This window comes from Vibrio iocasae (assembly GCF_042245395.1).
Classification (GTDB): Bacteria; Pseudomonadota; Gammaproteobacteria; order Enterobacterales; family Vibrionaceae; genus Vibrio; species Vibrio iocasae.
This window is the reverse complement of the sequence record NZ_CP145311.1, coordinates 1,555,691-1,580,185: the sequence shown is the minus strand read 5'-3', so window position 1 is coordinate 1,580,185 and position 24,495 is coordinate 1,555,691. Positions and strand designations below refer to the sequence as shown.

The 24,495-nt window shown below is 43.4% G+C and carries 22 protein-coding genes; 15 read left to right on the top strand and 7 right to left on the bottom strand.

Features of this window, described 5'->3' with window-relative positions; translation table 11 throughout:
- The first annotated feature begins 12 nt into the window (after window positions 1-12).
- The 4 genes from SNR28_RS17035 (at window position 13) to SNR28_RS17020 (ending at window position 6,525) form a co-directional block, all read left to right on the top strand.
- Complete coding sequence (locus SNR28_RS17035) at window positions 13-468, top strand: cytochrome c3 family protein (protein WP_375753861.1); 456 nt, start codon at window positions 13-15, stop codon at window positions 466-468.
- An 18-nt stretch (window positions 469-486) separates the two neighbouring features.
- On the top strand, window positions 487-2,160 hold the full coding sequence (locus SNR28_RS17030; protein ID WP_375753860.1) for a cytochrome b/b6 domain-containing protein: 1,674 nt from the start codon (window positions 487-489) through the stop codon (window positions 2,158-2,160).
- Window positions 2,161-2,473: 313 nt separating this feature from the next.
- A complete protein-coding gene (pflB, locus tag SNR28_RS17025; protein ID WP_375754109.1) occupies window positions 2,474-4,771 on the top strand; it encodes a formate C-acetyltransferase in 2,298 nt (765 codons plus the stop codon).
- Between the two features lie 239 nt (window positions 4,772-5,010).
- The gene (locus SNR28_RS17020) at window positions 5,011-6,525 is read left to right on the top strand and encodes a hypothetical protein (protein ID WP_375753859.1); all 1,515 of its coding nucleotides are present in this window, start codon (window positions 5,011-5,013) and stop codon (window positions 6,523-6,525) included.
- Between the two features lie 96 nt (window positions 6,526-6,621).
- Here SNR28_RS17020 and SNR28_RS17015 read toward each other — a convergent pair whose 3' ends face one another.
- Together SNR28_RS17015 and SNR28_RS17010 are read right to left on the bottom strand one after the other, a co-directional pair.
- Window positions 6,622-7,002, bottom strand: coding sequence for a transporter (locus SNR28_RS17015; protein ID WP_375753858.1), 381 nt, complete (start codon window positions 7,000-7,002; stop codon window positions 6,622-6,624).
- Window positions 7,003-7,195: 193 nt separating this feature from the next.
- Window positions 7,196-9,544: a helicase-related protein gene (locus SNR28_RS17010; RefSeq protein ID WP_375753857.1), complete on the bottom strand. Its 2,349-nt coding sequence runs from the start codon at window positions 9,542-9,544 to the stop codon at window positions 7,196-7,198.
- A 132-nt stretch (window positions 9,545-9,676) separates the two neighbouring features.
- Between SNR28_RS17010 and SNR28_RS17005 the strand changes: the two genes are divergently transcribed.
- The 6 genes from SNR28_RS17005 (at window position 9,677) to SNR28_RS16980 (ending at window position 15,789) form a co-directional block, all read left to right on the top strand.
- Entirely contained in the window at window positions 9,677-10,000 is a 324-nt protein-coding gene (locus SNR28_RS17005) for a DUF3392 domain-containing protein (RefSeq protein WP_375753856.1), read from the top strand.
- Between the two features lie 79 nt (window positions 10,001-10,079).
- Window positions 10,080-10,676: a vancomycin high temperature exclusion protein gene (locus SNR28_RS17000; RefSeq protein ID WP_375754108.1), complete on the top strand. Its 597-nt coding sequence runs from the start codon at window positions 10,080-10,082 to the stop codon at window positions 10,674-10,676.
- A 159-nt stretch (window positions 10,677-10,835) separates the two neighbouring features.
- Window positions 10,836-12,206: an SLC13 family permease gene (locus SNR28_RS16995; protein WP_375753855.1), complete on the top strand. Its 1,371-nt coding sequence runs from the start codon at window positions 10,836-10,838 to the stop codon at window positions 12,204-12,206.
- A gap of 227 nt (window positions 12,207-12,433) precedes the next feature.
- Complete coding sequence (locus SNR28_RS16990) at window positions 12,434-14,587, top strand: adenosylcobalamin-dependent ribonucleoside-diphosphate reductase (RefSeq protein WP_375753854.1); 2,154 nt, start codon at window positions 12,434-12,436, stop codon at window positions 14,585-14,587.
- 34 nt (window positions 14,588-14,621) lie between these two features.
- Entirely contained in the window at window positions 14,622-15,320 is a 699-nt protein-coding gene (locus SNR28_RS16985; protein ID WP_375753853.1) for an NrdJb, read from the top strand.
- A 196-nt stretch (window positions 15,321-15,516) separates the two neighbouring features.
- On the top strand, window positions 15,517-15,789 hold the full coding sequence (locus tag SNR28_RS16980) for a hypothetical protein (protein ID WP_375753852.1): 273 nt from the start codon (window positions 15,517-15,519) through the stop codon (window positions 15,787-15,789).
- An 86-nt stretch (window positions 15,790-15,875) separates the two neighbouring features.
- Here the strand turns inward: SNR28_RS16980 and SNR28_RS16975 are convergent, their stop codons facing one another.
- The 3 genes from SNR28_RS16975 to SNR28_RS16965 all read right to left on the bottom strand — a co-directional run bounded on the left by SNR28_RS16975 (window position 15,876) and on the right by SNR28_RS16965 (window position 17,955).
- Window positions 15,876-16,580, bottom strand: coding sequence for a helix-turn-helix transcriptional regulator (locus SNR28_RS16975; RefSeq protein ID WP_375753851.1), 705 nt, complete (start codon window positions 16,578-16,580; stop codon window positions 15,876-15,878).
- 30 nt (window positions 16,581-16,610) lie between these two features.
- Window positions 16,611-16,994, bottom strand: a complete 384-nt coding sequence (locus tag SNR28_RS16970; protein ID WP_375753850.1) for a VOC family protein — start codon at window positions 16,992-16,994, stop codon at window positions 16,611-16,613.
- Window positions 16,995-17,163: 169 nt separating this feature from the next.
- A complete protein-coding gene (locus SNR28_RS16965; protein WP_375753849.1) occupies window positions 17,164-17,955 on the bottom strand; it encodes an MBL fold metallo-hydrolase in 792 nt (263 codons plus the stop codon).
- Window positions 17,956-18,066: 111 nt separating this feature from the next.
- On the opposite strand from SNR28_RS16965, the gene SNR28_RS16960 reads away from it, so the two are divergent.
- Entirely contained in the window at window positions 18,067-19,035 is a 969-nt protein-coding gene (locus SNR28_RS16960) for a GlxA family transcriptional regulator (protein WP_375753848.1), read from the top strand.
- Here the strand turns inward: SNR28_RS16960 and SNR28_RS16955 are convergent.
- Window positions 19,032-20,045 (bottom strand): LacI family DNA-binding transcriptional regulator, encoded by a 1,014-nt coding sequence (locus tag SNR28_RS16955; protein ID WP_375753847.1) that lies wholly within the window; start codon window positions 20,043-20,045, stop codon window positions 19,032-19,034. The genes SNR28_RS16960 and SNR28_RS16955 overlap by 4 nt on opposite strands.
- A gap of 90 nt (window positions 20,046-20,135) precedes the next feature.
- Complete coding sequence (locus SNR28_RS16950; protein ID WP_375754107.1) at window positions 20,136-21,575, bottom strand: 6-phospho-beta-glucosidase; 1,440 nt, start codon at window positions 21,573-21,575, stop codon at window positions 20,136-20,138.
- A 253-nt stretch (window positions 21,576-21,828) separates the two neighbouring features.
- Here SNR28_RS16950 and SNR28_RS16945 point away from each other — a divergent pair, with 253 nt between their 5' ends.
- From SNR28_RS16945 to SNR28_RS16930, 4 genes are read left to right on the top strand one after another with little or no spacing between them, the layout of a single operon-like run.
- On the top strand, window positions 21,829-22,590 hold the full coding sequence (locus SNR28_RS16945; protein ID WP_375753846.1) for an energy-coupling factor ABC transporter ATP-binding protein: 762 nt from the start codon (window positions 21,829-21,831) through the stop codon (window positions 22,588-22,590).
- Entirely contained in the window at window positions 22,565-23,179 is a 615-nt protein-coding gene (locus SNR28_RS16940) for an energy-coupling factor transporter transmembrane component T family protein (protein WP_375753845.1), read from the top strand. Before SNR28_RS16945 ends, SNR28_RS16940 begins: the two co-directional genes overlap by 26 nt.
- Window positions 23,180-23,728, top strand: coding sequence for a biotin transporter BioY (locus tag SNR28_RS16935; RefSeq protein ID WP_375753844.1), 549 nt, complete (start codon window positions 23,180-23,182; stop codon window positions 23,726-23,728).
- Window positions 23,729-23,745: 17 nt separating this feature from the next.
- Entirely contained in the window at window positions 23,746-24,495 is a 750-nt protein-coding gene (locus SNR28_RS16930) for a BPL-N domain-containing protein (protein WP_375753843.1), read from the top strand.

The following is a 24,495-nucleotide window of genomic DNA, read 5'->3' as shown; positions in this document are numbered from 1 at the left end:
GGACAACTCACAATGAAAAACGTACTTAATATACTTAAGCCATTATTCGCTCTCGTTCTTACGACGAGCCTGGCATTCAATGCGTTTGCTGAAGGTAAAACTGAAACAACCGCAGACAAAAACCTTGAACAAAACGCAATACATCAAACCATTCTCGACTTTCTTGATGACAAGATTTACGGAAAAGTACCAGTAAAGGGTTATCACAAAAAAGTACATCAAAATGGTCAAAGCTGCGCTTTATGTCATGGTTCAAACGAACCGGTAACACCTGCAGATACTTCGAACTGCGCAAGTTGCCACGGCAGTCCGGAAGATGTAGCGAAACTCACCAAAGAGATGCATCCGAACCCTCACAATTCTCCACACTGGGAAACCGAATTACCTTGCGATTCATGTCATATCGAACATGGTAAATCGAAATCTGTATGTAGTGATTGTCATCAGTTTGGCTTCCAGACACCTTAATAACACCAGAGGTAACCAATGTTCAAATTATTGAATAAAGCATTTGGCATGGTGTTATTGGTACTGCTAACTACCTTGAATGTTCAGGCAAGCACCGTTGATTCGACTGATTTCAACGAGAAAGCCAAACAACTCAGGAGTGAGGCTAAAGCAGACAATGAATCATGTCTTTCCTGCCACAACAGTGACAGCATTAATAAAGAGTGGGTCACCGACCGGGGAAGAGATATCGATCTTCATGTCGATACTATTCACTACAACGACTCGGTGCACCAGGGATTAAGCTGTCAAAACTGTCACAAAGGCGCAGATCAAGCAGCGTTTGATGAGGCTCCACACCGTTTTGAAGGCGAAACAGCCAGCAGAAGTTGTGAAAGCTGTCATAGCAACGCTTTCCACGAAATTGACGAGCAGTTGAAGTCAAGTCACCACACTAAAACCATCATCAATGAGTTTGGTAATGAGTTTGAATGTGAAGCTTGCCACAATGCGCATTCGTTCAAATTTCCAGAAAGAACCGAAGACATTGCGGGTAGTATCAAAGATGCCAACGAAGCATGTTTTTCATGTCATAACGACTTGAAAGGATACGAAAAGCTGACTGACAAGAAAATGTTGGATCAGGATATGGCTCACTGGTTCTTACCAGAAAAAAACAAGCACTTTGACGCTGTACGTTGTGTAGATTGTCATAGCGCTGGTGAAGGTAGCCAGCTTCACACCATCACTCCAGCTGAAGTAGCAGTGTCTGATTGTGAACTTTGTCATAGCGAAGATACTGCTATCACCTCAACGCTCTATCGTTACAGAAACGAAAAAAAGGCATTTTCGAATCTGGACAAAGGGTTGTTTGATGATGGTGAGCTGATTAAGATCAACGCGAAATCCATTGAAGAAAGAGCGGATAAAGCTGACTCTCCGCTTGGGTATCTGAACGAGAAGTTACTTGATGACCGTTATATCATCGGTGCGACTCGTATCGGCTGGATCGACTCAATCTTTGGTATCGCACTTGTCGCTGTGTTGCTGCTGCTCGGTATACATCTGCGTATGAGAAACCTGGGTAAAAAAGAGAAAGTTGAGCTAGAGAAAACAAACACTGTGATGTTCCCGACAGGTATTCGATTGTGGCACAACAGCAATGTAATTGTTTTTGTCACTCTTCTCCTGACAGGTTTATCAATGCATTTCTCTCTCGTTGCCTTTGAGTTCTCGCAATACAGTCACAATGTTCTTGGTGCTGTCCTGATTGTACTGTGGATACTTTATCTACTGTATTTGCTAGTCTCAGGCCAGATAAAGCAATATCTACCTCGTAAAGACTTTGTTAGCTCTGGTATTAAGCAAGCGGCATATTACCTGAAAGGGATCCATAAAGGTGAGGAAAACCCAGCCGGACATGATCCTAAGAAGCGTCTGAACCCGCTTCAACAAGTCGGTTACTTGTCCATCGTACTTGGCGCTTTCCCGTTACTGATATTGTCCGGTATTGGTCTGTTCTTTAGCGAGTTATTACCCGCTGAAGTATTGGGTTACAACGGCAAAGAGCTAACGGTAATGATTCATGTGGCTATGTCTCATATCATGGTTTTGTTTATCGCGGCTCACGTGTACCTATGTACTACAGGTGTTACGGTCACCGAACACTTTAAGAGCATGCTTACCGGGAAATTATTCAAAGTTAAAAAGTAAGTTTCCGTTAATCATATAATCAAAAAATCTCTTGTTGATTTGCCATCAATAGGAGATTTTTTTTATCTAAACTGTAAAATTCCAGCATTTTTATTCCACATAAGAATAAAGGGAGTGGTTTTATTTCCCAATCTTAATTTATGCACTTTATGCATTTATTATTTGCATAACATTCATTTTACTCATACTAGATAGCGCAATATATTCTCCCCGCACAACAAATTTCACAGATATTCCCCATATAAAATAAATGACTACAAAGGGAAATATTTGCTTCTAATTTAAGTAAACCATTATTCCGTGAGGTAAGATGATGACAATTCCAACCACTGCAATGCTTGAAGCTTGGGAAGGCTTTACCGCTGGCAACTGGCAAAAAGAAGTAAACACTCGTGATTTCATTCAGAGCAACTACACGCCATATGAAGGAGACGAGTCGTTTCTGGCAGAAGCAACCGAATCTACAACAACCTTATGGAATAATGTACTCGAAGGTATTAAAGAAGAGAGTCGAACTCACGCGCCAATCGACTTCGATACTGACCTTCCTTCAACCATCATTTCTCATGATGCTGGTTATATCAACAAAGAGCTTGAAACCATCGTTGGCCTGCAAACCGATAAGCCATTAAAGCGCGGAATGATCGCAAATGGCGGTATCCGCATGGTGAAAAACTCTTGTGAGGTATATGGTCGCGAACTGGATCCTAAGATCGAAAAGACTTTTACCGAATACAGAAAAACACACAACAAAGCATGTTTTGACCTATATACCAAAGACATTCTTGCTTGTCGCAAATCCGGTATTATCACAGGCTTACCTGATGCTTATGGCCGTGGCCGAATCATTGGTGACTACCGCCGTTTAGCGCTTTACGGTATTAAATTCCTAATCGCTGAGAAGCAAGAGCAATATAACTCAACTCAAGCTTCTCTGGAAAATGGTGGACAACTAGATAAAACTCTACGTCTAAGAGAAGAACTGGCCGATCAAATCCAGGCACTGAAAGACATTCGCGAGATGGGCTTAAAATACGACATCGACATGTCAACACCAGCGGCAACTGCGCAACAGGCTATCCAGTACACTTATTTCGGATACTTAGCCGCCGTTAAATCGCAAAACGGCGCCGCTATGTCTCTTGGCCGTACGTCAACTTTCCTAGATGTTTATATCGAAAGAGATTTAGCAAAAGGTGTGATTACCGAGTCACAAGCGCAGGAAATGATTGATCACTTCATCATGAAACTACGTATGGTGAGATTCCTGAGAACCCCTGACTATGATTCATTGTTCTCCGGTGACCCTATCTGGGCAACAGAAGCTATGGCAGGTATGGGTGTTGACGGTCGTACACTGGTAACAAAAACTACTTTCCGTTACTTGCATACTCTGTACAACATGGGCCCAGCTCCCGAGCCAAACATGACAATTCTTTGGTCAGAGCAACTGCCTGACGCGTTTAAGCAGTACGCAGCGAAAGTATCTATTGATACTTCATCCGTTCAATACGAAAACGATGATCTGATGCGCCCAGACTTCAACAACGATGACTACGCGATTGCCTGTTGTGTGAGTCCTCAGATTGTTGGTAAACATATGCAGTTCTTTGGTGCTCGAGCAAACCTTGCGAAAGCCCTGCTTTATACCATCAATGGCGGTATCGACGAGAAATCTAAAGTTCAGATAGGCCCTAAACGTGCGATTATCTCAGATGAAGTACTGGATTTTGATCGCATCATGCCTCAGTTTGATGAAGTGCTTGAGTGGCTGGCAACTCAATATGTCACAGCGCTTAATATTATTCACTACTCACATGACAGATACAGTTACGAAGCCTCTTTAATGGCGCTGATGGATAAAGATGTTTACCGTACTATGGCATGTGGTATCGCTGGTCTATCTGTTGTTGCTGACTCTCTCGCAGCAATTAAGTACGCAAAAGTAACTCCGGTAAGAGACGAAAACGGCTTGGCTGTTGATTTCGATATCGAAGGTGAATACCCGCAATTTGGTAACAACGATGCACGAGTTGATGATATCGCTTGCGATTTGGTTGAGCGCTTTATGAAGAAAATTCAGAAGAAGCATACTTACCGCGAAGCAACGCCAACTCAGTCAGTCCTGACAATCACATCGAATGTGGTTTATGGTAAGAAAACAGGTAATACTCCAGACGGTCGTAAAGCAGGCATGCCATTTGGTCCAGGTGCAAACCCTATGCATGGTCGTGATCAGAATGGTGCCGTCGCTTCATTAACGTCTGTATCAAAACTGCCTTTCTCTTATGCGAAAGATGGTATTTCATACACTTTTTCAATAGTGCCAAACGCCCTGGGTAAAGATGATGATAGTCAGAAACAAAACCTGGCTGCATTAATGGATGGTTACTTCCACCACGAAGAAGGCCAAAGTGGTATTTCGATTGAAGGTGGTCAGCACCTAAACGTGAACGTGCTAAACCGTGAGATGCTTCTGGACGCAGTGGAACATCCTGAGAAATACCCTCAGTTAACCATTCGAGTATCTGGTTACGCTGTACGCTTTAACTCTCTGACAAAAGAGCAGCAGCAAGATGTCATCACTCGTACGTTTACTGAAAAAATGTAACAGATATAAATATAACTAAATTAAAACACCTACCTTTTTGCCTGCATACGTGCAGGCTTTTTTGTAATGGATTGTAAGGGTTTTTAGTGATCTGATTTCAAAATGATACCATCAAGCGAAAAAATAAAAGCGTTATTAACTTGCTAATTAAATTACTAAAAAGAGTACGGCTAGGTTTCGACAAATTTTTGAACCCCATCAGGTTTAAATAGATTCTCTGTTAATTATTTGGTCTAAACATGCTGTATATAAATAGATTGGCCCTTGCCCCTGTAGTACTTTCTTCTTTAGTTTTATTTGGTTGTGATGGTGATAACTCAACTTCACCAGATACCCTACCTTCAGAATCTACAACTGTAGCCAGCTTCAATTTTGATGCCCCATTTAACACAACTTTTCCTGCTAACTACCAGGCAGCAAAAGATGCTGGTTTTGATTACTTTGTACAACTCTCTTTGGCATCTGATTCCAGCAAAAAAATCACTATATTAGCTACAGATGATAGTGATGAAGATCTTAGGCAGGCAATATCTGTCTGGATGTCACTTTTATCAGAAACAGGTGAAAACAGTGAGTTAAGTAAGAAAGCAATTTTTGAGTCTATGGCTTCCAGACAAGCAACTTTGATGATGGCTAATACCGAGAGTGATATAGGGAATCTGCTGGTACAAGTTATGAATCGCCTGAAGGTTATTGAGCCATCGCTCGCTCCAGTAGCTCAAGATGATTTTTTACTGCATATCGCTAATGACAGCAGCCTGTATTCTAAGTACGGCTGGTTCGTAAATAGCCAAGCTCTTGGGTATAACGAAACCGTCTATATTGGTGAAACACCTTATTTTGAAGGATACGGTGTTGGTAAAACCAGAGATGCGTCCGTAGAGGAGATCTTACACATTACTCAGGCTCAGGGTTTCTCGCCGATTACTCATGATGGCACAAACGGTGGATTACAAAAGCGTATCACTGACCATAGTTTAAGTATCTTTCATGACTATAAGTTGAACTCATCAACAGGGCTGTACGAGTACGAAGATAAAGACACTTCCAATGACTACGTAACACATAGCGCGATCTGGAGCCCTCAAACCGTGGGAGCAACTAACGATGCACAACGTCAGGCTGGCTGGAATGACTGGCTTGGAGATGACATTCCCAATTCCAATCCACAACAATATATAATGGGCCAAAGCTTCTCTCACGAGTTCTTTGCAGCAGTAGCAGATACCTATTACGGCCTTTACGATGGTGTTCGCAATGAGTATCAGGGAATGGATAACTACCGTTATATCTCCCGACTAACACTACCTTCAGATGCCACTGGCTTTGGTTTTGCTAACGAGTTCTTACCCAAGTTTCATCAATACACTGCCCGTATTGATAGCGCTCAAACCAGTACTTATTTTCAGGCTAACCCTTCAACGGGAAATACTTTTAAGCTTCAACTATCAACTGACCCTAGTGAAGTCTACACGTATAAATCCCAATACCTGAAAAATGTAAAGATCATTGGTAACGCAGCGATCAATATTCTGGGAAATAGTGCAAACAACTACTTCGAAGGAAACAGTGCAAATAATGAGATTGACGGCTCTGATGGTACAGATGTACTGAAAGTGAACGGCCCAAGAGCCAGCTATACCATTACCAACTTGGGCAACAACACAACTGAATTTTCGGGTCCGGGAATCGGCACCGATAAGCTCGTCAATGTTGAGTATATAAAGTTTACCGACCAGACATACAAGCTCTAACGACTAACATTCATGTGTAAAAAAGCCAGACGTAACCTAAGTGACGTCTGGCTTTTCAATTAGCACCGAATACTCAGTATGTTCAGATGAGTTGGTTTAGAGACGAATCATAAATTCATCTTGTGCTGAACGTGATATCTCAGCTTCGCTCTCCTGAATAATATTTTCCAACTGTTCTTGCTCCAGCTCGTAAGGCATCATGAGTTTTAACTCTTTGATGCCCTCTAATCTGGCAATTTCCGCAAGACGGATAATATTAGACTCATCGCTGCTTTGGGCAGATAAAGAACTAAATGCTTTATCGATAAACCTCTGCTGCGGATTTTTTTCTTGCTCTAACGTATCTTTCCACGCTAAGCCAAATACAGGAGCAATAGACGAAAACGCTTCGAAAAAAGTCCATTTTTTCTTGCTGTCTGCTCCCAGAAATGTCGTGTAATCAAAAACGACAAGCTCACTATTTTGGTTATCCACCATATGCTCCCCAACACAGTAGATTACGGATATCTACTATCTGACAGAGTTCGCCTTAGATCAATAGGTTATGTGACAATCGAATTTAGAGGTTTATTAGAACTATCTAAAGCTATAAGAACATCATTCCATTAACATCTGGATTTCAATACAGATATAACTTGCTATTAATCCTTAATAATTCAAGGGGTAAAATTTATCGGATATCGACAATCCTGCTCGCCTTTTTATACTGTATTTTCCACCCCCTCCATACTGGCAACTCTATTCGCTTTGGATCTGTCTTTCTTAAGCCACTTTCGTAGATTACATAAACAAGTTTTCTGCTCGGCATATACTCCACACTAAGTTGTAGATCACCGATATTTAATTGATAAGGATAGGTTTCAGCAAAGTTTTTATATTCCCAATATGGAATACCATCGAACTCAAAATCATCCTCAGAGAATATTTCCAGCTCTTCGACAGAACTTACTCCAAGATCCTGAAGCTGCTGAGTAAACCATACCTCAAATGTCAGGCCTTCATGATTGCTGCATCTTTCATCCATTTTTAGGTCTACATATAGCTTCCAATGCTCAATTTCCATTGCTCTGATTTCTGCAAATCCTGGCATAATTGCCCCAGTAGATACAGCTTCCACCAAAGGTTTAACCAACAACTCCCCTTCAGGAACAACCTGCTTAGTAGCTATACATCGCCCCGCATAAACAAGATTAAGAGTTGAGAGAATACCTTGCTCATCAATATCAGTTTCACCCTGTTGCCATTCACCAAGTTCCATTTCAGCCAATAAAGGCAGAGCCACAGGCAGCATGACAGAACCCAAATTCAGAGTCTGTTTGACGCCGCGCCCCGGCACACTGTGCTGGTCTAAAACAATCGCTGCCTCGTCCTTTTCACTAAAACGACTGCTTCTGCCCGGCAATACTTCAGAATAGCCGTTCCCCATAGCATCCCGTCTCTTTGTACGTCTCACGAACACAAGTTCAGGATGAGTTTCGATTATGGCTTTGATCAACTGATTTCGATCGTAGCGCGAAGCCACCTCCAAATCCGGCAGCTCAAGTACATCCCGCATCTGTTGGGCTAGTCCTTGTGCTTCTTTTAACGCGTCACTGTCCACCTCAAGAGCATCACATTGCTCTCCACGAACTAACTTTAAATAAGTGACAGCATCACATGAAAGAGGCTCCCAGGTAGCAAGTAGTTCTAATTTATTCTCACTACCGGGCAATTTATATTTAAACGCAGGCACAGATAACGCAGCAGACAAATCAACCATGGCTTCCTGAAGTGCTTTCGTTGGCATTCTTGTGAGCAAATCTGCATACAGAGCATCGATTGGCAAAGGATATAGTAATCGCCCGTGAGCAGAAATCTGCCCATCATCATCTATAGCTTCCATCGAACGAAGCATTGTCTTCGCTTTGTTCAAAGATTTTTCAGGTAAGCTATCCAGAAAGCCGAGTCTTTCTAACTGACTACCGCAACTAGCAGCTGCAAGCATGGCTTCTGTCAACTCTTCTCTCATCAGCTCTGGGGGCGTGACCGGTTCAAGAGGGGCGAATTCGCCATATAAGCGGATACACTCACCATCCATTACTCGCCCTGCCCGCCCAGCTCGCTGTTTTGCACTGGCCTTAGAAATACTCTTGAGGCTCAAAACCGTTCGGCCATTTCTCTGCAGTGTCCGTCTTTCCAGTCCGCTATCAATCACCACTGTGATATTAGGAATAGTCAGTGAGGTTTCCGCTACGTTGGTAGCAAGTACAACTTTTTGTCGATCAAGTTGATGTAGAGCTTTGTATCTTTCTGAATCCGATACTGAAGCATGTAAACTCACAACCTCGATACCATCGATCGAACGCAATTTCTGAGCACACTGAGATATCTCTTTTCGACCTGGAAGAAAAACCAGAATATCACCATCGGTTCTTTCAAGCGCTGAGGTAACTGAAGCAAATACCGACTGCTCAACATTTCTCACATCAGGCAGATAGTGAGCATCCTTTGCTGAGTATTGGACAGAAACGTGATAATGCCGACCTTCAGAAACGAGTCGTTTGGCACCAATATATTGACTTAACCGCTCACCTTCCATGGTTGCTGACGTCACAATAAGCCTATGACTGTTGTCTCTTAGTAACAGAGCCAAAAGCAAGTCTGTATCCCATCGCCTTTCATGAAACTCATCAATCATTACATAATCAAACTGGCTCAGTGTTCCCTCGGCAAGCCACCTTAACGCAACGCCTGGTGTCACAAATACAATTTCGGTGTGTTCATCAAATCTGGATTCCAGCTTTATCGCATACCCTACCTTTTTGCCTATGGCCGAGTTGTCTTGCTGCGCGAGAAATTCCGCAAGAGAGGTACATGCAATTCTTCTGGGCTCAATAACAAGTACACGACCACGCTTTGAAGCCCATAACGGAAGACAGGTAGACTTTCCGGAGCCCGTTTCAGCTTCAACAACCAGATGGTGTGACTGAATCAGGTTTTCAAATTCAGAGAATATTGTGTATATCGGTAGTGTGTTCATTGGCTAATTTGATGTGTACCCGAATGGATGACGCAGAGTATACCTCAAGGTCATAAAAACCAGTAATTTCAGGTGATAAAAATGAAAATAGACGATATTATCTCTCAACCGTAAAACTATGAGACTAAACATATGCTCGATGTACTCGCTCCTGTGGGTAAGCATATTTCTCCTTATCTTTCGGAAATATCAACCGCGCTCATTGCCTGTTTTCTGGTGATGGCGGGAAATGACATTAACCGGGCACTAAGAAAGCTTTTATCCGGCCACAACTTTATTGTGCGCACCGGAGCGTTTATTCTGCTAAACGCCTTTGGCTACGGAATGTTAATTGTGTATGCAACGCCCTATTTATCTAAGACACTGAGAGGTCTGGATCCGGGTTTAATGTTCTCTATCGTACTTTCCAGCTTTATTCTTATCGGAATCTGGGCTCAAAAAAACAGACAGGTGTAATGTTGTGAGAAATATTTTCAGCGACCGTCCGAGTCTGATTCAACGATTATCTAAGAAGGTATTGTTCTTATTACTCGCGATGGCTATCACTATTTTCGCCGTTGACCGTTATATCAGTTGGTCTACATCTGATGATATCTATACCGATATAGAGCAACTCCCTGATTATGATGTCGCGTTGGTGTTAGGGACCAGTAAATATCTGGGAAAAATTCTTAACGATTATTACACCAACAGAATTAACGCTGCGATACAGCTCTTTACTGACGGTAAAGTTAATGCATTCTTAATGAGTGGAGATAACGCACACCGTTCTTACAATGAACCCTGGACAATGAAACGCGATTTACTCAAAGCTGGCGTACCAGAAGAGTCTATTCATTTGGATTACGCTGGCTTCCGAACTCTGGATTCTATCGTTCGTTCAAAAGAGATATTTGATGCTGACGAATTTATTATCGTCACTCAGAAATTCCATTGCGAGAGAGCACTGTTTATTGCGCGTCACTACAATATTCATGCTGTTTGTCTTGCGGTTCCGGGGCCCTCTCAACAATCAGGAATTCAAGTGAGAATTCGCGAAGTTTTTGCTCGGGTAAAAGCCATATTGGATCTCTATATTCTGGAAACAAAACCGAAGTTCCTAGGACCTAAAGAGCCAATTAATCAACAATAAACTACTCTCACACACTCTAATTAGAGTATTTATTTAACCTTTTATTTATCTAAATCAATTTTTGCTCCGAATACGCCTTGCCCATCGATTCGGAGCATATTTAGCTCATTTATAACTCCTATAATAATTATATGTTTTTGATCTTTATAGGAGTGAACCATGATGGCGTTAAGCTTCCCTTCTCCTAAAGATTTTCTAAGCCGTAATACATTGATAATCTTAGGCGATGCCGTACTTTTTATATTTTTGTTAAACACATTACCGTTTGAACCCAGCGTTGTTCAGGGATTGAGTATCCTGATTTTCATCGCAATTCTTTGGCTCACCGAAGCATTGCATGTCAGCATCACTGCCCTGTTAGTACCCATGCTGGCGATTGTCTTTAATATATTTGATACCTCCAAAGCGTTGAGCTATTTCTCTAGTTCAATCATCTTTATTTTCCTAGGCGGCTTCTCCCTTGCCGCTGCTCTTCACAAGCAAGAAATCGATAAAGCGATTGCTGATCAGGTGTTGATTGCAGCAAAAGGAAAGATGTCTGTTGCAGTTTTGATGCTGTTCTCAGTCAGTGCAGGGCTTTCGATGTGGATTTCCAACACAGCTACAATTGCCATGATGCTCCCGCTAGTGCTTGGAGTTATGGCAAACGTGGACGAAAAAACAAACAAAAGCACCTATATTTTTGTGCTTTTGGGTATCGCTTACTGTGCTTCAATCGGTGGTATCGCCACTCTGGTAGGTAGCCCACCAAATGCCATAGCAGCAGCTGAAATGGGCCTTAACTTTACTGATTGGGTAGCGTTAGGCCTACCTGTTTCGCTAACTTTGCTCCCGATAGCAGTAACCGTTATCTACCTGATGACTAAGCCAAATCTCAACCATACTTTCGAGATTAAGCACACGACTCTTACCTGGACAACCAACAGAAAAATCACACTTGCCATCTTCGCACTCACCGTGACTTTCTGGATCTTCAGTAAGCCCATCAATGCAATGTTAGGCGGGTATTCTAAGTTCGATACACTAGTTGCTATAGGTGCTATTTTGCTACTAGGTGCTTCAAGAGTGGTTGAATGGAAGGATATAGAAAAAACCGTAGACTGGGGTGTATTGCTTCTGTTTGGTGGTGGTATTTGCCTGAGTAACGTACTTAAGGCGACCGGTACTAGTGTATTTCTGGCGCAGCAGTTAAGTGAGTTTTTAAGCCAGATGGGACTGTTCTTTACATTGCTTTGTGTGATTGGCTTCGTCGTCTTCCTTACTGAGTTTGCCAGCAACACCGCGAGTGCTGCTTTGTTAATCCCGATATTCGCCAGTATTGCTGAAATGCTGGGTGTATCACCGATAATTCTGTCTGTCATTATCGCGGTTTCTGCATCCTGTGCATTTATGCTACCCGTTGCGACGCCACCAAATGCACTGGTGTTTGGATCGGGTCATATTGAACAAAAAGACATGATGCGTGTAGGCGTTGTATTGAACTTTGTTTGTATATTTGTACTTGCAATAATTGCTCATTTCTTCTGGTAAGTTGAAAAAGATTCAACTAAAAATTGGGGCCCAAATCATTTCCTATATTTAACCTTTATTTCATAGGGATTTGGGCTCTGGTTAACACTTCAAAACACCCATTCAGATAACTTCTTTTTTCTGAAAGATCAAGACTTGAAGATCTTTCTGTTCAGTGGTTTGATCCATGTCTGCGGCTTCGGCATAAACTCAACAAAACCATGCCAAAAATAAGGAATTATCCAACCATGGCAGACACTTACAAAGAATCTGACACTCATCTCACTACTGCAATAGACATAGAATACCAATCAACATCAATGGAAATATGGGACAGCAAATACCGTCTCAAAACCAAGCACGGCGAGCCTGTTGATCACACTCTGGACGACACTTTTAAGCGTGTTGCTAAAGCACTCTCAGACCTTGAAAAGAAAGACAAGAAAAAATGGTATGAAGAGTTCCTTTGGGCGCTTAGAAATGGCGCAATTCCAGCGGGAAGAATCACCTCCAATGCAGGCGCATTTGAACATAAGCCAGCTACTTCCACTATCAACTGTACCGTGTCTGGAACCATCCACGACTCAATGGATGATATCTTAAATAAAGTACATGAAGCTGGCTTGACGTTAAAAGCGGGCTGCGGCATTGGTTACGATTTCTCCACACTTCGTCCACGCGGTGCATTTGTATCTGGCGCTGGCGCTTACACATCTGGCCCACTTTCGTTCATGGATATTTATGACAAGATGTGTTTTACCGTCTCTTCTGCAGGTGGCCGACGTGGTGCGCAGATGGGCACTATGGATATTCGCCACCCAGATGTGATGGAGTTTATCAAGGTTAAGCGTGAAAATGGCCGTCTGCGTCAGTTCAACCTATCACTGCTTATCACTGAAGATTTCATAAAAACCGTTAAAGAAGATGCTGACTGGAAGCTCATCTTCCCGCTTACTGCGAAAGAAGCCAAGCAAGACGGTATCGATCTGTATAACGACGAATCCATCACCTGGGCAGACTGGCCAACAAAACAAGACTTAGTCGAAGACGATCAGGGTCGTGTTGCCTGTCGTGTTTATCGAACCATTCAGGCTCGTAAGCTATGGAATGTCATCATGGCTTCTACATACGATTACGCTGAACCGGGCTTTATTCTTATCGATAAAGTGAATCAGATGAACAACAACTGGTTCTGTGAAGAGATTCGCGCCACTAACCCATGCGGTGAGCAACCTCTGCCACCATACGGTGCTTGTCTGTTGGGATCGGTCAACCTGACTAAGTTTGTTCGTAATCCGTTTACAGAGCACGCATCTTTCGACTGGGATTCCTACAACAAAGTTGTGGCAATCTTCACTCGTATGCTGGATAACGTAGTTGAGATCAACCAGTTACCTCTGGAAAAGCAACGTCACGAGATTGAACATAAGCGCCGTCATGGTATGGGCTTCCTTGGCCTTGGCTCGACTCTGACTATGTTACAACGACGCTATGGCAGCGATGAGTCTATTCAGTTCACCGACAAGGTTTCTCGCGAAATGGCGATAACCGGATGGAAAGCGGGACTTGAGCTGGCAAAAGAGAAAGGCGCAGCACCAGTGATGGACGAAGAGTTTGAAATCACTGCTAAGATGCTTCGACTTCGTCCAGAAATGGCAAAAGACGGCATCAAGCTGGGCGATAAAGTTGCAGGTAAAGTGCTTCATGCTAAATACAGCCGCTACATGCAGCAAATCGCAGAGCACGAACCAGAGCTGGTTGAAGAGCTTTCTAAATTGGGCTCAAGATTTTCACACCACAGTTCCATTGCCCCGACCGGAACCATCTCTCTGTCGCTCGCAAACAACGCCAGTAATGGTATCGAACCAAGTTTTGCACACCACTACACCCGCAATGTGATTGTCGAAGGTAAGAAGTCCAAGCAAAGTGTTGATGTATACAGCTTCGAGTTGCTGGCCTATCGCCAGTTGATTAACCAAAAAGCAATGCCATACTCGGAAGAGGAAGAAGCTAAACTACCGGAGTACTTCATCACGACAGATGATATCACTCCATCACAGCACGTTGCGGTTCAGGCAGCTGCTCAGCGCTGGATTGATTCCTCGATATCGAAGACAGCGAATGTGCCAACTGACTTCCCGTTCGAAAGCTTTAAAGATATCTATATGGAAGCTTATGACAAAGGACTGAAAGGATGTACCACATTCCGATTCAATCCTGAAGTATTCCAGGGTGTATTGATCAAAGAGAAAGATCTTGAAGCCACTACCTATGTGTTTGAGCTTGAAGATGGCACTACCTTTGAGGCAAAAGGTAATGAAGAGATTGAATATGATGGTGAGACTCACACCGCAGCAAACCTGTATGACGCCTTAAAAGAAGGCTATTACGGCAAATACTAAGCTTGCGCATTCACCAGAATTTGAGAGGGCCAAAATGGCTAAAAAAATAGAAAACAAAATCGTTGGATTTAAAATCAAAGAAGTGAATGAAGAGGCTTCTGCGGTTGAACAACAAGAGCAACCAGAAATCCAACAAATGCATGAAACAATTGCCCGACCGGAAAAATTGATGGGCTCTACTTATAAGCTGAAAACACCGGAACACGTTTCTGAACACTCATTGTTTATCACCATCAACGACGTGGTTTTAAATGAAGGTACAGAGCACGAAGTTCGTCGCCCATTTGAGGTGTTTATCAACTCTAAGAGCCTTGAGCATTATCAATGGATAGTGGCCCTGACTCGTATCATGTCTGCAGTATTCCGCAAAGGTGGTGACTGTACCTTCCTTGTCGAAGAGCTTCGTTCAGTATTCGATCCTCGTGGTGGTTACTGGAACAAAGGAAAATACGTTCCATCTCTGATTGCGGAAATCGGCAACGTGATTGAACTGCACCTTATGGAGATCGGCCTTCTGGAAAACCCAGAAATGGACGAACATCAAAAAGCTTTTTTAGAAAAGAAAAAAGCAGAGCTGGTTGAAGTAAAAGCGGAACCAGAGCAGGAAGAAGAGCAGGCAAAAAGCAACTTCCCGCCAAACGCGACTTTATGCTACAAGTGCCACACAAAAGCTGTTGTGATTAAAGACAACTGCCAAACCTGCCTGAACTGCGGTGATTCAAAGTGCGGCTAAGCTAGCAACAAAATTACTCCATGTTAAAGCGAGCTTATATGCTCGCTTTATTTTTTGCTGACAACTGCAAAACAGTATCACTTTAGATACAGCGTTAAAGATGTTCCTATTACTTGACTATGATCATTTATGGGTATTCAACAATCCGTAAAATAAGACTTAGTTCACAAATTAAACAACTTATAGGAATTATCTCATGGATTTTGAGAAAGAAAATTACGCCAAATGGAAAGTTAGATCTAAAGCAATTAGGTTTGCAACATGGTTGGGAATAGTACTGTTTTTTGGAGCGATCGTCGCGACCTATTTGGTACCTGACAATACAGCTAAACTTATGGGTTTTGTATTTCTGATTCTCAACGTAATTGCCAGTCCGTTTCTGATATACCTCTTTGTTAGAACCAAAATCAACTTCAAAGAAGCTAAGGCATGTTACGACCGAGCGAAACAACAAGGGCTCGTATCATAAGCTATTAGCGTGTAAATCAAAGTTAGTAATCAAGACGGAAAAGCGACGCTAATGTGACCGCCAAAAGAGCCCGACAAGTCATTAAACTACTCGGTAAATAGTGTCTTGTCTGCTCCCTGATAGGTCTCATTTAAGAAGCGTTCCAATGATACTTGTTCGTTTTCTTCGAAGGTTTTACTCGTCAAGTGAACCAATTTTATTCTGTCTATTCGGAAATTACGATAACCCCGCCTTAGTTCACACCACGCTGCTAACGTCCAGGTTTTACCCCAGAAAAATAAACCCAGCGGACACAAATCCCTTCTGGTCGTTTCTTCTTTAAGACTTAAGTATTCAATGGAAATCACGCATTTCGAGTTGATCGCACACCGAATATCATCCAGCCGTGTTTTCGTTGAGTCGTCCACTAAGAACTCTGGTGTATAGACTCTGGGTTTGGAAAGCTCTGATTTGAGATGCTCCGGCATAACAGACTCGATTTTCGCCAAAGCAAGTTCTGTAGAATGGGCTAACTTATTACCTGCCCATGTTTTACTCAACCGAGCAGCAATAGCCAACGCCTCAATTTCCTCTTTAGTAAACATGATAGGGGGAATATCAAATTGGCGATTTAACACATACCCCATACCTGCCTCTCCATTAATGGGGACACCAGATACCATTAAGTCTTGTATGTCACGATAGATAGTGCGCTCAGAGACTTCGAGTTTCTCAGATAGCCACTTAGCAGTAGTCAAGCGACGGTTACGAAGGTATTGAATGATCTGAAAAAGACGGTCAGCCCGGCGCACACGAATCTCCAAATGATTAATTTGAACGGGTTATTGCATGGAATGTAAACCGATACGGTTCCCTTCGGTATCAGTAAAGTGAGCAATATAGCCAATCTCAGGACCTAAATGAACTTTAGGGAGCAAGATTTTACCACCACTAGACTCTACCTTGGATAAAGAGATACTGAGATCTTCTCCTCCATTTAGGTAAACCATAGTTCCTTGCGTTGACGGTGTATAGTTTTCTCCACAAACAATCGAACCTGAAACAAGGGCTTTGTCGTCATGTGGAAACAGCCCTTGCTTTAGCTCGTTCATTTCACATTCTACTATCTCGACATCAAACACTGTTTGATAAAAATTGATAGCTCGCTGGAAATCGATAGCAGGTATCTCAAACCAAACTGCGATATTAATGTTGCTGTTACTCATGTCATTTCTCCACTGTGTATCCAATCAGACAAACACAGCTTAACTGAGTGCTACTGACAGCATTGTGTCAGTAGTGATCAGCAAAATATAAATACGCTAATAGCAACATTCAGTACAACCTTGGTACAAGGTAATAGCCCAGTGTTCAACGAGCAGCAAAAAAGTAGGACTACACTTCCAGCACTTCGCCATCAGCTGGTATTAGGACTTTAGATTCAAAACCCTGTGCGATAACAGAGTCACGCAGAATTTTGCGATCAATTGGGCAGTGGTTTAGCGCTTCCATATGGTTCGCTACGACTTTACCCGGAGCCATGCTAATGAACTCCATAACCTCATCTTTTGGCATCAAAAGCGCCTGACCGACATCAAGGCGAGCCTGACCCGCAGCGACAACTGCTACATCTGGTTGTAATTCCGTAAGCGCACGCTTCACGTCATCCGTTAAAACCGTATCACCACTCACGTAGATAGATGGTTCTCCCGGCAGTTCCAGATAGAAACCACAACCATTAGCTGACACTTTGCTTACCCACCCGTGACCATGTAACGCAGGAACCGCTGTCAGTTTGCCACCAGCAAATTCGACAGTCTCCCAGTTACCAACACCCTGCTCCACCGTCATACCGTATTTCTCCAGGTAGGCTTTATCTTTTGCTGGCGTCGCAATAGGAATATTTCTTTCAATTAAGAATGCTTCACCCGGTGCATCCAGATGATCACTGTGTTGAAGAGGTTTGAAATTAAAAGTCTGACTATGAGTAATCAGAGCATGGGTAACTTTACTTAAAATCTCATCGGCATTCGCTGGTAGATCAACAATCGGGTTTTTCACTGCTTTGTAGCGAAAAACAGAAAACGGAGGTAACGCGCCTTTATCAGATAACATAGGATCAATAAGGATAAACTTATCGCTGGACTCAATAACAAAAGTTGCGCTGCGTAGGTGATGGATTTTCATAGTCTGACTCGCTCAATTCTGGTGCTTAATAACTGAAACTCATTATGTACCAGTGAGAGATGGTGTAGAATTGTCCTTAAGGACAACTAACGTTCATATTGGGCCATTCACATGACTACGCCAAAAACTAAAAAAGTAGCTGTACTTGCTTTTGAGGATATCAGTGCATTTCACCTTTCAGTTCCATGCCTGGTATTTCAGGATGTATTTATCGACCGCGCACCAGTGTTTGATTTAAGCATTTGTGCGTTAAGCGGTACTAAAATCAATAGCACGTCAGGGTTTAGCATTGAAGTTCAACACGATCTTAGTTTGCTTGATCAAGCGGACATCATCGTTGTACCTAGCTGGCCAAGTGACTTGCCTGAAGTGCCTACGGTTCTGACTGATAAACTAATTAAAGCTCATTCGAATGGTGCAATGTTAGTTGGCTTGTGCCTTGGTTCCTTTGTCGTCGCAGAAACCGGACTATTAGATGGCAAAACCGCCACCACCCACTGGGCTTTCTCAGAGGCTTATATTAAGAAATTCCCAAAAGTGAAATTCGACAGCCAACCTCTGTTTATTGCTCATGACCAGATCATCACATCAGCAGGCACTGCGGCCGCTCTCGATTGTTGTTTGTACATTATTCGCCTGTTATGCGGTAGTGAGGTTGCCAGCCAATTAGCGAGAGTAATGGTGACAGCCCCCTTTCGCTCGGGTGGTCAGCAGCAGTACATTCCCACCCCAATACCCGCAAGGCCTGAACAGGAAACCGGGATCAGTAAAGTGATTGAAAAGATTGAACAGCAGTTGGATCAGCAACACGATATCGATTCTGTCGCACAACAGTGTGCAATGAGTCGTCGAACCTTTACCCGACACTTCAAAGCCGCCTACGGATGTACATTTGGAGAATGGCTAATGAACCAAAGATTAAAACTGAGCCAGCAACTACTGGAAGCAAGTGAGTTCCCGATTTCACACGTTGCGCAACTCTCAGGATTTGGCTCAGAAAGTGTATACAGAAAACACTTTAAGCATGCTTTTAACGTAACACCTTCTCAGTGGAGAAGGCATTTTAGTGGTACTGACTAACAGCTGCGTACTTTAATACAGGAAATAGAATCTCGAATGACTAAAGCTCCATTCGCAGGAATCTTTTGAGCCCCTTGATGTTCACCGATAACTTTCAATACCGCTTTCTTTGTCATGTTTTCCAGCGGGACGCTGACGGTACTTAATCCTGGAGACAAGTACTCTCCCATCTTGCTGTTATCAAAACCAGCGATGGATATATCGTCAGGAAGTTTAATCCCCGCAGTCTGAAACGCCTTCATAGCACCTATAGCCATATCATCGTTATTGGCAATTACAGCGGTTGGTTTATGGGAAGCCTTTAGCAATGCTTGTGCTGCTGCATAACCACCCTCTGGTCGCCAGTTTCCCTGCTGCTCAAACTCTATATTGATCGGGATGCCATGCTTTTGAAGTACATCTCTATATGCCTGATAACGTTGCTTATCCGTCCCTGAATTGATGTTGCCACGGATAATCGCAATCTCCCGATGCCCCTGCTGAACAAAGTGCTCAATCAACAAACAGGCACTCTGATAATGGTCGGTAGTGACTGCATTGTCTGGATAGTCGGAGACTGTCTTATTTAATACAACAATGGGGGTTTCAGTACTGCTAATGATCTCACCCAGGTCTTTCTCATTTAGAAACTTTGGATAAACAATGATTCCTGCGCACTTCATATCCAGAAGCAAATTAATCGCATGTCGCTCTTCTGCTTTGCTGTGTTTACCGTCAATAACCACCAGCTGATGACTGTTCTCCTCGCAATACGACGCTGCGTTGCTCATCAACGTTGAAAAATAAGGCCCATCAAACAGAACATTACTCATCACAAAACCAATAAAGTTGGTCTTCTGATTCGCTAGGTTCTGAGCAAGGATATTAGGTCTGTAGCCCGTTTCAGCAATCGCCTCATAAACACGTTTCACCAAATCCGGTCGAACAATGTTCTTCTTGTTCAGAACCCGCGATACGGTTGCCTTTGAGACTCCTGCCTTTTTTGCAACATCCAGCATGGTTACTTTCATTAACGCGCTACATCCTTAGTTAAATGTTCCCCATCAGCGAGCTATATGCGGGCTGATGGGGTTCAGGTTGAGATTGAGGCTGAGTTTGCTCTAAATATCTTCACCGTTTGAAGCGATCACACTCTTATACCAGTTAAAGGATTTTTTGCGTGAACGTTCAAGGCTACCACTTCCATCATTATGTTTATCCACATAGATAAAGCCATAACGCTTTTTCATTTCGCCGGTGGTAAAGGAGACCAGGTCTATACACCCCCAAGGTGTGTAACCCATCAGATCCACGCCATCGATGCCTACTGCGCTTTTCATCTCTTTGATATGGGCACCAAGATAGTCGATACGGTAATCGTCATTGATGCTGCCATCTTCTTCCACTTTATCGATAGCACCGAAGCCATTCTCAACAATAAACAGTGGCACCTCATAGCGCTCATAAAGTGATGAAAGTACATAGCGTAAGCCCGTTGGATCTATAGGCCAGCCCCAGTCACTAGACTTGATAAAAGGGTTCTCTACGGTTTGTTCATGCCCGCCATCCATCGCTTCTTCAATAGATCGATGTGATGTTGAATCGAGCGTGTTAGACATGTAATAGCTAAAGGCCAAATAATCTGCCTTCCCTTCTTTCAGGATACGCTCATCATCTGATTCCATAAAAATTTCATATCCTTTTCTCGCCCAGTCTTTCTTCGCATAAGCTGGGTAGTGGCCTCTCACCATCACATCTGAGAATAGGTAGCGCTCACGCATCGCCTCCTGCACTAACATAACATCATCTGGTTTAGACGAAATCGGATAGTAGGGAACAAAAGAGATCATCGCACCGATCTTCATATCAGGATTTATCTCGTGCCCTTTCTTCACTGCCAATGCAGCAGCAACAAACTGATGGTGAACAGCCTGATACATCGCCTGTTGAGGTTTTTCCATCTGCGGGTATTTCACACCAGAGCATAACCAACCGAAGATATCAGCGGAAACATTAACCTGATTATTTATCTCGTTGAACGTCATCCAGTACTTCACTTTGTTTTTATATCGCTCCATAACCACTTCAGAGTAGCGAACAAAAAAGTCGATGACCTTACGGTTCATCCAGCCGCCATACTCGGTTGCCAGATGGTAAGGCATTTCAAAGTGACTCAGCGTAACAACTGGTTCAATTCCGTAATTAAGCAGCTCATCGAACAGATCATCATAAAACTGGAGTCCCTCTTCACATGGCTCCAGCTCATCGCCTTTAGGAAAGATACGTGTCCAGGCGATACTGGTACGGAAGCACTTAAATCCCATTTCAGCAAACAACTTGATGTCTTGCTTATAGCGGTGGTAGAAATCAACAGCGACCTGATTTGGATAGTTCTCTCCTTCTACCACACCATCGGTAATCCTGCGGGGAACGCCATGTGCGCCAGCGGTTAACACATCAACTACACTTGGTCCCTTACCATTAGCGTTCCAACCACCTTCTAACTGATGAGCCGCAACTGCACCACCCCATAAAAAGTCATCTGAAAATACGTTCTTCATCATCTTGCCTGCTATTCGTTAATTTGAGCTTACTTAGGACGAAGTTAGTTCTGAAACCGGTTTCAACAAACATCAAAACCTCTCAACGTGATGCATCTCACAATAAATATTTGGCCTGAGTTAGGTTCCGGTTTGAATAAAAAGAGAGCGACAGAGAGTAAAGACCTGAATTTATAAGTGGTTTACCCACTAATACCAAGTTGGTACTATGCAGCCCCATCAAACCAATTGAAGTATCGATCAACAAGGTTATATGAACAGTACTAGTAGCAATGATACGCGTGAACACTCCGGTGGCAGCTCTATTAAGTTAGACAATGTACATCTGGAGATTGAAGGAAAGAAAATTCTGAACGGAATGTCTCTGGAAACTCAGGTAAAACGCCTTGGAGTAATTGGACGCAACGGTTCAGGAAAATCTACGCTTTCACGTGCACTCTCTGGGCTGATCGATGTACATTCCGGCCAAATCGAAGTCGCTGGAATCAATCCCTTTAAAGACCGAAAAACGGCACTTCAGGAAATCGGCCTTCTGTTTCAAAACCCCGACCACCAGATTATCTTCCCTACTGTATTAGAAGAGGTAGTTTTTGGCCTGCGCCAACTGGGACAAAAGAAAGCCGTTGCTGAGAAAAACGCTTTAGAGACACTGGCAACATTTGGTAAAGAGCACTGGAAAAACGTTCATACTTCTGCTCTGTCTCAGGGACAAAAACATCTGGTGTGCCTGATGGCAGTTGCTGCAATGCAGCCGAACCTCATCATTCTGGATGAGCCTTTTGCTGGTTTAGATATTCCAACCAAAAGACAGCTTCAACGTTACCTTGATAAGTTCCCCGGCGCTCTGATCCATATCAGCCATGACCCAGCAGACCTGAATAACTACGAGCAACTGTTATGGATTGAAGCGGGTGAAATAGCGGCTTTAGGCTCGCCAGACGAAGTCTTACCAAAATACTTAGAAGAAATGCACAAAATTGGAGACAGTGATGATATCTCTAACCTCTCCAATTGAGACCAGAGCACACCACTGGAAAGCTGGATATAAACTGGCAGGCCTGTGTTTTACGACGCTAGGACTGTTCTTTATCGAAAACCTGCTTTTTCATAGCCTATTTTTAATTGCGGTTCTTTCACTCTATGCCCTTCCGGGTAAGACGTTTCTCAAGAACGGATTACTGCACCTGAAAGTGCTTTGGCCATTTATATTGATTGTTGCAATCTGGCATCTCTGGACTTCGGAAATTGCGCTAGGTGCAACCATTATTATCCGATTGATTTCAGCGGTTGCGCTAGCGAATCTGGTCACAATGACCACCAGACTCTCGGACATGATTGATGTCGTTCGCTTTCTTGCTACCCCTTTCCAACGCCTTGGTCTGAACACTAAGGCTCTGGAACTTTCGATTGCTCTGGTGATCAGAATGACACCGGTACTGATATCTAAAGGCCAGAACCTATCTTGGGCGTGGCGAGCACGCTCTAATCGTCGTTCTGGCTGGCGAGTTATTTTACCTTTTACGGTCCTGGCGTTAGATGATGCCGACCATGTTGCCGAAGCACTTCGTGCTCGCGGTGGCCTGACAAATATGGAGAAAGATTAAATGGAAAAGAATATAGCTTATACCGCATTGTTTGCAGCTTTGATTGCCGCGCTAGGTCTGGTGCCAAAAATCACCCTGGCCTTTGGTGTACCAATCACTGCTCAAAGCCTTGGTATTATGCTTTGCGGTACCATTCTGGGCGCTAAGCGAGGCGGTTTGGCTGTTCTGCTGTTCTTGCTACTGGTCGCTTTGGGTTTACCGTTATTGTCTGGCGGCCGTGGCGGTTTAGGTTTGTTTGTCTCCGCTTCTGGTGGCTTTCTGATTGGCTGGCCGATTTCTGCTTATGTAACAGGCCTGATCGTAGAAAAGTGGCGCAGTGGCAACCTTGCTGTTGTATCCGGCGTGGCGTCTGTTATCGGCTGTATTATCGTTATGTATATGTTTGGTATTGCTGGCATGGCTATTGTGCTGAAGAAAACCTTACTAGAATCTGCGGCGCTGGTTACTGCATTTATTCCAGGTGATATCATCAAAGCAGTGATTGCTGGTCTACTCACTTCTGCAATCGCTAAGGCACGACCTGCAAGCCTGCTTTCAAGAGCTTCATAAGTTAGGCAACAGATTTAATGAACATACTCATCTACTCAGACAACGTATCAGCCAATCATATTCTTTACTATACATTGGGAAGATTGCGCGGTAAGCAGAGTGTCTACTTTGTAAACGCAAATGAGATTCTTGAGGGCGCGCTAACTCAGGATATCGACCTGTTTGTTATGCCCGGTGGCGCAAGTCGCTATAAGGCCGCCAAACTCAATGGTGAAGCGAACCGCTTGATAAAGCGCTATGTTGAAGAAGGTGGGTGTTATCTGGGTATCTGTGCCGGAGCCTATATGGCTTGCGAAACCACCTACTGGGCAAAAGATCTGCCATATGAAATTATTACCCAAAACGAACTGCGCTTTTTTCCCGGTATTGCACAGGGCCCGGTAGAAGCCTTTGGTCATGGTGATAATTACAATGGTACGGCTCCACGCGTGGTTGACCTTCAACTATTGGACGCTGAGTTCGGTGCTGATTCAGCAAAATCACTCTATATTGGTGGATGCACCTTTGACTCTGATAAAACCTCCGAATATGAAGTGTTAGCTCGCTTTTCTGAGCTTCCTGAGAAGCCTGCTGCAATAGTTCAGGGCTGTTTTGGTAAAGGCTGCTGGCTGCTCTCATCAACACATCCTGAGTACGACAAAGAAGCATTAGATCTTCTTGAGTTTGATGTGATAGGCAACGATTATCAGGAGTACGCCCAAGTTGACGCAAATTCGCTGTTGGATCTAAAACTGATGGACTATTTGCTTAAAAAGCTTGAGAGGTAA

Excerpts from the sequence above, each read along its gene's own strand:
- SNR28_RS17030 (WP_375753860.1), top strand. The coding sequence starts at position 487 with ATGTTCAAATTATTGAATAAAGCATTTGGCATGGTGTTATTGGTACTG.
- SNR28_RS16930 (WP_375753843.1), top strand. The coding sequence starts at position 23,746 with ATGAACATACTCATCTACTCAGACAACGTATCAGCCAATCATATTCTT.
- SNR28_RS16960 (WP_375753848.1), top strand. The coding sequence starts at position 18,067 with ATGACTACGCCAAAAACTAAAAAAGTAGCTGTACTTGCTTTTGAGGAT.
- pflB (WP_375754109.1), top strand. The coding sequence starts at position 2,474 with ATGACAATTCCAACCACTGCAATGCTTGAAGCTTGGGAAGGCTTTACC.
- SNR28_RS16985 (WP_375753853.1), top strand. The coding sequence starts at position 14,622 with ATGGCTAAAAAAATAGAAAACAAAATCGTTGGATTTAAAATCAAAGAA.
- SNR28_RS16970 (WP_375753850.1), bottom strand. The coding sequence starts at position 16,994 with ATGAGTAACAGCAACATTAATATCGCAGTTTGGTTTGAGATACCTGCT.
- SNR28_RS17020 (WP_375753859.1), top strand. The coding sequence starts at position 5,011 with ATGCTGTATATAAATAGATTGGCCCTTGCCCCTGTAGTACTTTCTTCT.
- SNR28_RS16940 (WP_375753845.1), top strand. The coding sequence starts at position 22,565 with ATGATATCTCTAACCTCTCCAATTGAGACCAGAGCACACCACTGGAAA.
- SNR28_RS17005 (WP_375753856.1), top strand. The coding sequence starts at position 9,677 with ATGCTCGATGTACTCGCTCCTGTGGGTAAGCATATTTCTCCTTATCTT.
- SNR28_RS16980 (WP_375753852.1), top strand. The coding sequence starts at position 15,517 with ATGGATTTTGAGAAAGAAAATTACGCCAAATGGAAAGTTAGATCTAAA.
- SNR28_RS16965 (WP_375753849.1), bottom strand. The coding sequence starts at position 17,955 with ATGAAAATCCATCACCTACGCAGCGCAACTTTTGTTATTGAGTCCAGC.
- SNR28_RS16950 (WP_375754107.1), bottom strand. The coding sequence starts at position 21,575 with ATGAAGAACGTATTTTCAGATGACTTTTTATGGGGTGGTGCAGTTGCG.
- SNR28_RS16955 (WP_375753847.1), bottom strand. The coding sequence starts at position 20,045 with ATGAAAGTAACCATGCTGGATGTTGCAAAAAAGGCAGGAGTCTCAAAG.
- SNR28_RS17035 (WP_375753861.1), top strand. The coding sequence starts at position 13 with ATGAAAAACGTACTTAATATACTTAAGCCATTATTCGCTCTCGTTCTT.
- SNR28_RS16995 (WP_375753855.1), top strand. The coding sequence starts at position 10,836 with ATGATGGCGTTAAGCTTCCCTTCTCCTAAAGATTTTCTAAGCCGTAAT.
- SNR28_RS17015 (WP_375753858.1), bottom strand. The coding sequence starts at position 7,002 with ATGGTGGATAACCAAAATAGTGAGCTTGTCGTTTTTGATTACACGACA.
- SNR28_RS16990 (WP_375753854.1), top strand. The coding sequence starts at position 12,434 with ATGGCAGACACTTACAAAGAATCTGACACTCATCTCACTACTGCAATA.
- SNR28_RS17000 (WP_375754108.1), top strand. The coding sequence starts at position 10,080 with ATGGCTATCACTATTTTCGCCGTTGACCGTTATATCAGTTGGTCTACA.
- SNR28_RS16945 (WP_375753846.1), top strand. The coding sequence starts at position 21,829 with ATGAACAGTACTAGTAGCAATGATACGCGTGAACACTCCGGTGGCAGC.
- SNR28_RS16935 (WP_375753844.1), top strand. The coding sequence starts at position 23,180 with ATGGAAAAGAATATAGCTTATACCGCATTGTTTGCAGCTTTGATTGCC.
- SNR28_RS17010 (WP_375753857.1), bottom strand. The coding sequence starts at position 9,544 with ATGAACACACTACCGATATACACAATATTCTCTGAATTTGAAAACCTG.